At 72.4% G+C, this 11,693-nt stretch carries 11 protein-coding genes; 7 read left to right on the forward strand and 4 right to left on the reverse strand.

The genetic code is table 11. The features are described from left to right. Positions 1-37: 37 nt before the first annotated feature. Both ACZ7LK_RS22225 and ACZ7LK_RS22230 read right to left on the reverse strand, forming a co-directional pair. A complete protein-coding gene (locus ACZ7LK_RS22225; protein ID WP_471142816.1) occupies positions 38-823 on the reverse strand; it encodes an SAM-dependent methyltransferase in 786 nt (261 codons plus the stop codon). A 24-nt stretch (positions 824-847) separates the two neighbouring features. Further along, a complete protein-coding gene (locus ACZ7LK_RS22230; RefSeq protein ID WP_471142819.1) occupies positions 848-1,768 on the reverse strand; it encodes an NAD(P)-dependent oxidoreductase in 921 nt (306 codons plus the stop codon). A 105-nt stretch (positions 1,769-1,873) separates the two neighbouring features. Between ACZ7LK_RS22230 and ACZ7LK_RS22235 the strand changes: the two genes are divergently transcribed. The 7 genes from ACZ7LK_RS22235 to ACZ7LK_RS22265 all read left to right on the forward strand — a co-directional run bounded on the left by ACZ7LK_RS22235 (position 1,874) and on the right by ACZ7LK_RS22265 (position 9,967). Further along, complete coding sequence (locus tag ACZ7LK_RS22235; RefSeq protein ID WP_392274892.1) at positions 1,874-2,443, forward strand: TetR/AcrR family transcriptional regulator; 570 nt, start codon at positions 1,874-1,876, stop codon at positions 2,441-2,443. A gap of 269 nt (positions 2,444-2,712) precedes the next feature. Further along, complete coding sequence (locus ACZ7LK_RS22240; RefSeq protein WP_017945892.1) at positions 2,713-3,021, forward strand: hypothetical protein; 309 nt, start codon at positions 2,713-2,715, stop codon at positions 3,019-3,021. A 99-nt stretch (positions 3,022-3,120) separates the two neighbouring features. Next, positions 3,121-3,966, forward strand: a complete 846-nt coding sequence (locus ACZ7LK_RS22245) for a DUF8175 domain-containg protein (RefSeq protein WP_471142822.1) — start codon at positions 3,121-3,123, stop codon at positions 3,964-3,966. Then, the gene (locus tag ACZ7LK_RS22250) at positions 3,956-5,335 is read left to right on the forward strand and encodes a hypothetical protein (RefSeq protein ID WP_471142824.1); all 1,380 of its coding nucleotides are present in this window, start codon (positions 3,956-3,958) and stop codon (positions 5,333-5,335) included. The genes ACZ7LK_RS22245 and ACZ7LK_RS22250 overlap by 11 nt, the downstream gene beginning before the upstream one ends. After that, a complete protein-coding gene (locus ACZ7LK_RS22255) occupies positions 5,332-6,885 on the forward strand; it encodes an SCO6880 family protein (protein ID WP_392274889.1) in 1,554 nt (517 codons plus the stop codon). Before ACZ7LK_RS22250 ends, ACZ7LK_RS22255 begins: the two co-directional genes overlap by 4 nt. Positions 6,886-6,900: 15 nt before the next feature. Then, a complete protein-coding gene (locus ACZ7LK_RS22260) occupies positions 6,901-8,301 on the forward strand; it encodes an ATP-binding protein (protein ID WP_392274888.1) in 1,401 nt (466 codons plus the stop codon). Between the two features lies 1 nt (position 8,302). Beyond that, a complete protein-coding gene (locus ACZ7LK_RS22265) occupies positions 8,303-9,967 on the forward strand; it encodes a type VI secretion protein (RefSeq protein ID WP_471142827.1) in 1,665 nt (554 codons plus the stop codon). Here the strand turns inward: ACZ7LK_RS22265 and ACZ7LK_RS22270 are convergent. After that, entirely contained in the window at positions 9,957-10,523 is a 567-nt protein-coding gene (locus tag ACZ7LK_RS22270; protein WP_471142830.1) for a GNAT family N-acetyltransferase, read from the reverse strand. The genes ACZ7LK_RS22265 and ACZ7LK_RS22270 overlap by 11 nt on opposite strands. A gap of 134 nt (positions 10,524-10,657) precedes the next feature. After that, positions 10,658-11,533 carry an aminoglycoside phosphotransferase family protein gene (locus ACZ7LK_RS22275; protein WP_471142833.1) on the reverse strand — a complete coding sequence of 292 codons (876 nt, stop codon included), beginning with the start codon at positions 11,531-11,533 and terminating at the stop codon, positions 10,658-10,660. Positions 11,534-11,693: the final 160 nt, after the last annotated feature.

Genomic DNA, 11,693 nt, shown 5'->3' on the forward strand with positions numbered 1-11,693 from the left:
GGTGGCGGGTCCCCCTTTCAGGGGGTGATCCGGGCCGCTACGGCTTGCGCCCGACACCGCCGTACATGGCGACGTCGTCCGCCGGGGTGTCGGGGCGCCAGCGGGAGCAGGGGACGACGCCCGGATCCAGCAGTTCCAGGCCGTCGAAGTAGCGGGTGACGGCCTCCGGGGAGCGCTGGGTGAGCCGGGGGGTGCCGTGCTCGTTCCAGAAGGCGACCGCCGCGTCGACGTCGGGCATCGACGGGTGGACGACCGTGTGGGACAGGACGAGGTGGCTGCCCGGCGCCAGGGCGTCCATGAGGCGGCGGACGACGTCGTACGACTCGGCGTCGTCCTCGATGAAGATGACGACGCCCAGCAGCATGAGGGCGACCGGCCGGTCCAGGTCCAGGGTCCTGGCGGCCGCCTCCAGGATGCCGTCGGCGTCCCGGAGGTCGGCGTCCAGGTAGTCGGTGCGGCCCTCGGGGGTGCCGACGAGGAGGGCGCGCGCGTGGGCGAGGACGAGCGGGTCGTTGTCGACGTAGACGACACGGGCGTCGGGGCTGACGCGCTGGGCGACCTCGTGGGTGTTGTCGGCGCTCGGCAGGCCGGTGCCGATGTCCAGGAACTGGCGGATGCCGGCGTCCCGGGCCAGGTGCCGCACGGCCCGTCCCAGGAAGAGGCGGTCGGCGCGTGCGTAGGCGCCGATCCCGGGGTGGAGCTCGCGGATCCGGTCGCCGGCTTCCCGGTCGACGGGGTAGTTGTCCTTGCCGCCGGTCCAGTAGTTCCAGATGCGGGCGGTGTGGGGGCGGCTGGTGTCGATCCTCGATTCGATGTCGGTCACGGCACCAACGTAGGACCAAAGCGCCTACGCGGCGGGCCGCTTGAGGATCTCCACGAGGCTGGACGCGCTGTCGGCGGCGTGGCCGGCGGCCATCCCGCGTCGGAAGACGCCGAGGACGGCGGCCGGGAGGGAGGTGTCGACGCCCGCGTCCCGGGCGGTGTGCAGGACGTGCTCGGCGCTGGCCGTGCCCATGGCCAGGCGGTCGACGTCGCCGGTGTGGTCGCCGGCGTCGACGCGGGGCGTGTAGAACTCCAGGAACCGCGTGAGGTCCAGGGCGTCGACGGCGAAGGGCAGGACGTCGGCGGCCTTCAGGCCGTGGGCGCCGGCCATGGCGAGGGTTTGCCAATAGCCCGTCAGGGCGGTCCAGAACATGGTCATGTTGAGCTGGTAGAGCAGCGCGGCGAGGCCCGGGTCCTCGCCCCGGTGGTCGGCGGCGGTGAGGACCTCCAGGGTGGCCCGGTGGGCGTCGAAGGCGGCGCGGGGGCCGCTGTAGAAGGTGGCCGAGGCCGGGTCGCCGATGCCGGAGGGCGGGGTGAGCACGCCGCCGGTGAGGTGGGTGGCGCCCCGTTCGGCGGCCCACGCCGCCGCGGTGCGCGCCTCGTCGGGGGTGGCGGAGCTCAGGTTCACCAGGACCCGTCCGGTGAACGCGGCGGGGTCGGCCCCGTCCAGGAGGGCGTGCATCGCCTCGTAGCCGGTCAGGCTCAGCACCACCAGCTCGGCGGCGGCGAGGGCCTCCTCCACGCCGGCGGCGAGGTGCGCGCCGCGTGCGACGAGGTCGTCGGCGCGGGAGGCGGTGCGGTTGTACACGGTGACCCGGTGGCCGCGGTCGAGGTAGGTGCTCGCCATGGCGTGGCCCATGGGGCCGAGGCCGATGACGGTGACGGGTGCGGTGGTGGTGCTGATCGTCCCGGTGGTGCCGGTGGTCATGCCGGTGGTGCCGTTCATGGAAGTCTCCCCGCTGTCTAGAACGAACGCTCTATCCAGAGCACGGCCGACCGTAGCACAGCTCTAGAACGAACGCTCTACTCAGCGGATCGGTAGGATCCCGTCATGCAGACCAGCACCCGCGACCGCATCGTCGTCGCCGCCGCCCGCCTCGTACAGCGGCAGGGATACGTCGGCACGGGCATCAAGCAGATCGCCAAGGAGGCCGACGCCACCCTCGGCTCCGTCTACCACTTCTTCCCCGGCGGCAAGGAAGCCGTGGCCGTCGCCGCCCTCCGGCACAGCGGCGAGGAGTTCGCGGCGATCCTGCGCCAGGCGCTGGACGGCGAGGACGACCCCGCCGCGGCGGTCGACGCCTGCGCCCGCCTCCTCGCCACCGCCCTGCGCGCCTCGGACTGGCTCGACGGCTGCCCGGTCACCGCCACCGCCCTCGAGACGCTCGGCACCGACTCGGAGATCCAGCGGGCGTGCGCCGACGCGCTGCGCGGCTGGCAGGACCTCGTCGCCGACAAGCTGCTCCGCTCCGGCCTCGACCGGACGGCCGCCCGCGAACTGGCCGGCACCGTCATCAGCACCCTGGAGGGCGCCGAGGTGACGGCCCAGGTCACCCGCAGCGAGGAGCCCCTGCTCCAGGCCGGCCGGCAGCTCGCGCGCCTGGTGGCCACGTACCGCTGAGCCGTAGCTCAACCGCCCCAAGAGTGCACAAACGACAGTCATTGCCCGAAGTCACCCCCCGTGATACACAGAGTGACGATACGCGTACCCGCATACATCCGATCCGCCGCCTTCGCAGGTCAGGGCGCCCGGACCGGTCAAAGCTGCGGTGATCGGGTAAAGAGACCCGCCAAGTCTGCGCACATGGGCGGTTTCATCAGCGAAGATAGTGCGGTGACCCGTGCCATGGGGCAGGGGCGTCGAACTACCCAACAGGGGCGGTGAGTTACATGTACCTGGCGGCCGAAAAAGGCGACATCACCACCATCATTGGCGGAATCGCCCCCAACTGGGGGCCCTTCGGGAGCCTGGGGAACGAGGCCCGCGTGATGATCGAGGTGGTGATGGCCGTGGCCATCCTGCTGTGCCTCGGCATCGCGATCTGGGGAGCGGCCAAGCAGCGCATCGGCGCGACCGCCCTCCGGGACACGTTCAGCGCCGAGCAGGGCAAGGGGCTGATCGTGGCCGGCCTGACCGGGGTCTTCATCATCGGATCGCTGGGAACGCTGTTCACCATCGTGTACGGGATGGCCGTCTGACCCCGTCAGCCGCTTCGCCCCGGCCCCGTCCTTGAGGGCGCGTCACCTGATGTCCAGTCACCATACAGATCAGCAACCGGTTGAGGGGGCGTACCCGTCATGAGCCTCGGCGACGAGCACGACGGCGCCAGCAGCACGGGAGGCGGTACGGGCCAGACCCGCACCCGCCTGCCCGACAGCGGCGCCGGCGACGTCCACGGCGGCGTCTACGGCGGTGCCCGCCGCCCGGCCCGCAACTCGCGGTCGCTGATCACGGTGGTGGGCGTGGTGGTGCTGCTGATCGCCGCCATCGCCTTCGCGAACCGCGGCGGTGGCGGCGACGACACCCCCTCGGACGCCTCCGCCCGGCGCGACGCCGCACCCACGGCCGCGACGGGCGTCAAACCGGTGGCCGGCAGGAACGGCACCGTCCCGTCGGGCTACGCCCACGACGAGCAGGGCGCCCAGAGCGCGGCGGCGAACTACGCGGTGGCGCTCGGTTCGGACGGGATGTTCCGGCAGGCGACGCGGCACGAGATCGTGCGTGCCGTGCACGACCCCGCCGTCGTCGACGGTCTGCTGACCAAGCTGGACAGCGCCTACTCCGGTGCGTTCCTCCGGAACGTGGGCCTCAATCAGGACGGCTCCACCCCCGAGGGGCTGACCTTCGTCTCCCGGACCGTCCCGGTCGGCACCAAAGTGGTCGAGCACAGCGCGGACGCGGCCACCGTCGAGGTCTGGTGCACCGGACTGGTCGGGCTCGCCGGGGACGGCTCCACCAAGCCGGTGACGGAGACGTGGTTCACCATCACCGAGAAGCTGAAGTGGACCGGCAACGACTGGAAGATCGACTCATCGAGCCAGAAGGAGGGGCCGACACCGGTCAACGGTGACAACCGCGCCTCCACCGCAGACGAGATCGCCGGTGCCGTCGCCGGATACGGAGGCTTCACCTATGCGCGGTAGCCCTCTCACCCGATACGCCGCCGCGTCGGCGGCCGTACAAGCGGTGCTCCTCGTCTTCGCGACACGCGCCGCGGCGGCGCCGACGCCCCCGGCGCCGACGCCTTCGCCCAGTGGCAGCAACAACCCCTGCGACCTGGTGGTCGGCCTCGCGCGCGACTACTGCGAGGACGGCGAGAAGGCCGCCAACGGCTCCGGCGCCCGCTCCACCCCCACCGACCCCACCACCGCGCTCGACCCCCTCGCCTCCCTGGCCCGGGGCTGCGGCGACGCCGCCGCGTGGATCGTGGGCAAGCTCAGTGAGGCCGTGAAGAACACCGCCGAGGTGGACTTCACCAACCCCAAGTTCCTGCAGCAGTACGCCGTCGTCTTCGCCGCCTCCACCGTCCTGACCCTCGTCCTGTGGCTCCTGGCCGTCGCCAAGCGCGCCATCCGGGGCGTACCGCTGGCGACGGCGATGTCGGAGGCCATCGGGTTCCTGTGGCTCACCGTCCTGGCGTCCGCGTTCACGCCGCTGATCCTCTACACCGTCGTCTCGGCGACCGACGGCGTCACGGAAGTGATCGCCGGCGCCGCGGGCGGGCAGACGGACACGTTCTTCGGGACGTTCGCCGAGGCGCTCAAGAAGGGCGACGGGATCGGCGGCGGGCCGATCATGCTGATCGTGGTCTCCCTGGTGTCGGTCCTCGCGGCCGGCATCCTCTGGCTGGAGCTCGTCATCCGGGCCGCCCTGCTCTACGTCGGCGCCCTGCTCGGCACCGTCGTCTACGCCGGACTGGTCGACAAGAACATGTGGGGGCACGTCCGCCGCTGGGCCGGGATCATGATCGCGGTGATCCTGGTGAAGCCCGTCATCGTCATCGTCCTCGGCCTCGCCGGGGCGCTGTCCGCCGACGACGGCCCCGACGCCTTCTCGGCCGTCGTCTCCGGGCTCGCCATCATCCTCCTGGCCATCTTCGCCTCCGCGATGATCTACCGCTTCGTCCCCGGCTTCGGCGACGAGATCGCCTCCGCCCGGACGAACCGCAAGCAGGCCACCGACGGCTCCCAGGCCGCCGCCGTCATCTCCTCCCCCGCCGCCCTCGTCTCCCAGGGCATCAAGACCCACAGCAGCCGGAGCCACCAGCACGGCGGCACGGGCGGCGGCGGCCGGCCCGCGAACGCGATGTCCGGCGGCGTCGCCGCCCACAGCTCCCGCAACCAGCCGCCCGGCGGCGGGAGCGGCGGCGGAAGCGGCGGCGGTGGCGGCGGATCCGTCCCCTCCGCCGCACCCCCGCCACGGAGCCCCGGCACCACCGGCACCCCGCACAGCCACCGTAAGAGCGGTTCAGGCACAGGCAGCACCGGAAACACAGGAGGTGGAGGGCGTTGACGACCCAGTCCCACCCGATCACGCCCCGCCGTACGTACCTCATCGGCCGGGCCCGGCCGAACGCGATCGTCGGCAAGAACCGTGAGACCGGCGAGATCGCACTGATCATCGTCGGCGCGTTCCTCGGCATGATGAGCGGGCTGCTGGTCCCCGTCCTGTCCCTGCGGATCGTGTCGCTCATGGGCTTCCCCATGCTCGCGCTCGCCGCCGTGTACGTCCCGTACAGGGGGCGCACCTTCTACAAGTGGTTCGAGATCAACCGCAGCTACAAGCGGGTCCTCCGCCAGGGCACCACCTACCGTTCCACCGCCATGGAGGCGGGCACCCGGCTCGACGGCCGCGAGATCGAGGTGGGCCCGCCGCCCGGCATCGGCCGCATCAACTGGCTCGCCGCGCCCTTCGGGCCCGACGAGATCGCCGTCCTCCTGCACGCCGACCGCCGCACCGTCACCGCCGCCATCGAGATCGAGGGCCCCGGCGTCGGCCTGCGCGACAGCGAGGACCAGGAAGCCCTGGTGGACCGTTTCGGCACCCTGCTCAAGCACGTGGCCAACGGCGACGGCTTCGTCACCCGCCTCCAGATGCTGGCCCGCACCCTCCCCGCCGACCCCGACGCCCACGCCAAGGACGTCGCCCAGCGCGGCGACCCGGGCGCCCCCGGCTGGCTCCGCGACTCCTACGAGCAGCTCCAGTCCATGGTGTCCACCTCCAGCGAGCAGCACCGCGCGTACCTGGTCGCCTGCATGCACTACACCCGTGAACTGGCCGCCGAGGCCCACACCATGGCCCGCGCCGCCCGCCAGGCCACCGGCGGCCGCAAGCTCGACAAGGACGCCGGCCTCGCGGTCGTGATGGCCCGTGAGCTCACCGACATCTGCGCCCGCCTCGCCGAGGCCGACATCCGCGTCCGCCAGCCGCTGGGCCAGTCCCGGCTCGCGTCCCTCGTGCACTCCATGTACGACCCGGACCACCCCATCGACCACATCCAGGCGATGACGAAACGAAACGCTTGGCCCGCCGAGCTGGACGCCGTCGAGCCGACGTACCTCCAGGCCAAGACCCGCGAGTCCTCGACCCGCGCCCCCTGGTGCCACGCCACCGCCTGGGTCAAGGAGTGGCCGATGACCCCCGTCGGGGTCAACTTCCTCGCGCCGCTCCTGGTCCACACCCCCGACGTCATCCGCACCGTCGCCGTCTGCATGGACCTGGAGCCCACCGAGGTCGCCATCGAGCGCATGCTGACGGAGAAGACCAACGACGAGGCGGAGGCCAGCCGCGCCGCCAAGATGAACCGCACCGTCGACCCGCGTGACATCGCCGCCCACGGCCGGCTCGACCAGCGGGGTGAAGATCTCGCCAGCGGCGCGGCGGGAGTGAACCTCGTCGGGTACATCACTGTGTCGTCCCGCACGCCCGAGGCCCTGGCCAGGGACAAGCGGACGATCAGGGCATCGGCCGGCAAGTCGTATCTGAAGCTGGAGTGGTGCGACCGCGAGCACCACCGGGCCTTTGTGAACACCTTGCCGTTCGCGACCGGCATCCGCCGTTAGGGGCGCCTGATTCTGATGCGAGATCCGCTGTCGGCCCTCACCGAGGCCTTCACCTCCTTCCTCTTCGGGAAGGTCGAGACGACCCGGCTTCCCGTCCGTACGTCGACCGGGCAGGCCCAGGCCGTCTACCTGCCGACCGCCGCGCCCGGCCTCGGCGACTCCGGCGTGATCATCGGGCGCGAGGTGTACAGCGGCAAGGGGTACATCTACGACCCGTTCCAGCTCTACGGCCAGCAGCTCCCGGCCCCCCACTGGCTGGTGCTCGGCGAGTCCGGCAACGGCAAGTCCGCGCTGGAGAAGACCTACGTACTGCGCCAGCTCCGCTTCCGCGACCGCCAGGTCGTCGTCCTCGACGCGCAGGGCGAGGACGGGGTCGGCGAGTGGAACCTCATCGCCCAGGAGCTGGGGATAACTCCCATCCGCCTGGACCCGATGGCCGCGCTCGACGGCGGCATCCGGCTCAACCCCCTCGACCCGGCGATCACCACCACCGGTCAGCTCGCGCTGCTCCGGACGATCATCGAGGTCGCGATGGGGCACGGCCTGGACGAGCGGTCCGGCTTCGCGCTGAAGGTCGCGCACGCGTACGTGACCGAGACCATCACCGACCGCCAGCCGGTCCTGACCGACATCGTCGAGCAGCTACGCCACCCCGAGCCGGAGTCGGCGGCCGCGATGAACGTCGACATAGACGACGTACGGGCCTGGGGCCTGGACGTGGCGCTCGTCCTCGACCGGCTCGTCGACGGCGACCTGCGGGGCATGTTCGACGGGCCGACGACGGTCGGCATCGACCTGGACGCCCCGCTGATCGTCTTCGACCTCTCCCACATCGACCGCAACTCGATCGCCATGCCGATCCTGATGGCCATCGTCGGCGTGTGGCTGGAGCACACCTGGATCCGGCCGGACCGCAAGAAGCGCATCTTCCTGGTGGAGGAGGCCTGGCACATCATCAACAGCCCGTTCGTGGCCCAGCTCTTCCAGCGGCTGCTGAAGTTCGGCCGGCGGCTCGGGCTGTCCTTCGTGGCGGTGGTGCACCACCTCAGCGACGTCGTGGACGGGGCGGCGGCCCGGGAGGCGGCGGCCATCCTGAAGATGGCGTCCACCCGGACCATCTACGCCCAGAAGGCCGACGAGGCGCGCGCCACCGGGCGGGTGCTCGGCCTGCCCCGGTGGGCGGTCGAGATCATCCCCACGCTGACGCCCGGTATCGCCGTGTGGGACGTCAACGGCAATGTGCAGGTGGTCAAGCACCTGATCACCGAGGCGGAACGGCCGCTGGTGTACACCGACCGGGCGATGACGGAGTCGTCCGTACCCGATGACATCCAGGCCGCGGAATGGGAGGCGGAGCAGCGCGCGGCCCTCATCGAGCAGCAGATGAACGAGTCCTCACAGTCGACGGTGGCATGAGATGGAGCGCGGGCGCGGTCAGGAACGCGGTGCCGAGCGGGGCATCCCGGACGGTCTGCTGGTGGGCCTGCTGGGGTTCCTGCTGGGCGTGACGCTGCTGGTGTGGACGGCGACCGGCCTGGCCGGGCTGTTCGCGCACGGGGCGTGGCCGGACGGGGTGACGTTCTCCCAGGCGCCCGCCGCGATACGGAGCCTGGTGTCCCGACCCCAGGACCTCGCCGGGGCGTGGCCCGCCGCGCCGCCGGGCCAGTTGTCGGGGTACGGGCTGTTCTGGGGCCTGTTCATCGGCGCGCTGCTGGTGCTGGTGGTGCTGGCGGTCTTCGTGATCGGCACGCTGGCCCGCTGGCGCGCGGTCCGGGCGACGTCGAAGGCCACGGCCGTACGGAGGGGCCCGGCGCGCGTCCCGGCCGGGGGCCCGGCCACCGCCGGGGGCCCGGGTCCGGCCACCGCCGGGGGCCCGGGTCCGGCCACCGCCGGTGGCCCGTACGGCGCCCCGTCCGCGGCGGCCCGGGGCGCGGCGCCCGCGGCGGTCCAGCCCGATGGCGTGCGCCCGAACGCGACCGTCACCGTCCCGCCGGCCGCGCACCTGCCGGGCCCCGCGCCCATGCCCCCAGACGCCTCGGCGCCCGCGCCCGCCGTTCCCGCCACGCCGGCCTCCACGGCCGCCGACACCGCCGCGCCGGCCGCCGGGTTGCCCACCGCCCCCGGGGCGCCCACCGCCCCCGTACCCGGCGCCGAGCCCCTACCGCGCCTCCTCCACGGAAACGCGGCCGCCCGCCGCCCCGTGGCCCGCCGGGCGGTCGAGGAGGCCGAGGGGCCCGTCCTGGTCGTCACCTCCGACCCGGACCTGTGGGCCGGCACCAAGGACGCCCGCGCCAAGCTCGGCCCCGTCCTGGTCTACGACCCCGGGCACCTGTGCGACACGCCCGCCCGCCTCCACTGGGCGCCCATCCAGGGCTGCGAGGACACCACCACGGCCGCCGCCCGTGCCGCCGCGCTCCTGGCGCCCGTGCGTACCCGGGCCCGGATGGACGCCGCCGTCGCGGACACCGCCGAAACGCTCCTCCGCTGCTGGCTGCACGCGGCGGCTGTAGACGGGCGGCCCTTCAAGCAGGTCCAGCGCTGGGCGCAGAACAACGGCGCCCACGAACCCGTACGCATCCTCCGCACGCACCCCAAGGCCACCAACAGCCACGCCGGCCTGCTCGAATCGGCCCTCACGGCCTATCCGGAACGCCGGGAGGTCGCCCAGGAGTTGGCGGTACGGGCCCTGGCCTCGCTGTCCTCGGTCCACATCCGCGAGGCCTGCACACCGAATCGAACTGATTCGCTGGCACTGGAATCATTCATCGCCGAAACGGGCACCCTTTATGTGGTGGGTGAACCGATCGAGGACCCGAGGACCCACCCGGGCGCGATGCCCCTGTTGACCGCGCTCGCCTCAGACGTGGTCGAGCACGGCCGCCGCATGGCCGCACGGTCATCCGACGGTCGGCTCGACCCACCACTCACGCTCGTCCTCGACGACGTGGCCGCCGTGGCCCCGCTCCCGGCGCTCCCCGAGTTGCTCGACTCCGGTCAGGAACTGGGCCTGCCGGCCCATGTCCTGCTCCGTTCGGCCGAGCAGGGCCGCGCCCGCTGGCCGGACCGCCCGCTCACGCCGTGACGGGCCGCCGGAACTCGTACTCCACCTCACGCGCCCCGCTGGCATCACCCTTCACGGGCAGGCTCTCCCCGGTCGGCACGAACCCGGCCTTCTGGTAGAAGGACTCCGCCCGCCCGTTCCGCTCGTGCACGTGCAGCCGTACGCGCCGCACGGACCCGTCCCCCAACGACCACGACCAGTCCAGGGCCGCCCGGAACAGCGCGTCCGCCACGCCCTTGCCGCGCGCGCCGGGACGTACGAACACCCCCACCACATGCGTCTGGTCGGCCTCCGGCACCGAACCCAACAGGGTCTCCTCACCGGCCCGTTCCACCAGCACGGTCACCGTGCCGTCCCACGAGCCGTCCGGCGCCTCGGCCACGAACTGACGGGCGTCGGCGCTGCCCTCCGCCGCCCGGCCGGCCCACTGCTCCCAGTGCGCGTCGTCCCGGGCCGCCGCCGCCTCATAGGTGTCCAGGAAGGCCAGGGGCGCGAGGGGGTCCTGGAGGGCGTCGAGCCGGATGTCCCGAGCCTTGCGCCACTCGTCGGCGCGGACGGTTCGTATGCGGTGTTCCATGAGCTGATCCTGACGGGGCCGCCCGCCGTCGGCAACGCAATACACCTCACACCCGGTCCCCGCCCGAGGAGAGCCCGGCCGTCCACAACTCCGCCCGGACGCCGCCCCGCTGGGCCCCGCACGCCCCATCCGCCCTACGCGCCCAGGACCGCCCGGATCACGTGCCGCGCGTTGTCCGCCATCGCCGGGTTTCCGCGCCGGTAGTACGGGAGCGCCAGCAGCGCCTGCGAGAGCGTCCGGCCCCGGCCGCGCACCCAGGTCGCGTCGTCGACCCCCAGGTGCTTTCTGAAGACCTCCCGCGCGTCCGGAGGCAGCAGGTTCCAGGCCGGGAAGAGATCACAGGCCGGGTCCCCCACACCCATGCAGCCGAAATCGATGACCGAGGCCAGCCTGCCGTCCCGCACCAGCAGGTTGCCCGGCATCAGGTCGGCGTGCAGCCACACGGGCGGCCCGTCCCATTCCGGCGCCCGCAGCGTCTCCTCCCAGAGGGCGGTCACCGCGTCGCAGTCGACGCCCTCCTCGGGTATCCCCCGCAGTTCCTCGATCGCCGCCCGCGTCGCCGCGTCCAGCGTCCCGACCGGCCCGCCGCGGTACGCCGCCGGCGCCCCGGACAAGGACACCTCGCGCATTCCGGTGACGAACCGCGCCAGGTCCTCCGCCAGTGGCCCGGGCTCCTCCAGCGCCCCGGCCACGGGGTTCTCCCCCTCCAGCCACCGGTACACCGACCACGCCCACGGGAACCCCTCGGCGGGCTCACCGGCTCCGAGCACCTCGGGGACGGCCGTGGGCAGCAGGGGCGCCAGTCGCGGCAGCCACTCCCGCTCCATCACCACGTCCTGGGCCCCGCCCTCCCGCAACGGCAGCCGTACGACCATGTCCGCCCCCAGCCGGTACACCGCGTTCACGGTGCCTCCGGACGCGAACCGCCGCACCGCCAGTCCCCGCCACTGCGGGAACTGTCCCTCGACCAGCTGGCGGACGAGATCTTCGTCGATCACTTCGAAATCCATGCCCGCCATCCGACCGGCGCCCGCCACCGGCCGTCAAACATTTATTGCACGGAATTCCGACCCCGGAACGCAGAAAAGCCCCGCACCAGAAGGTGCGGGGCTTTCCCACAATGATTGTTCGGCGGCGTCCTACTCTCCCACAGGGTCCCCCCTGCAGTAC

The organism is Streptomyces sp. NPDC039423 (assembly GCF_055598725.1).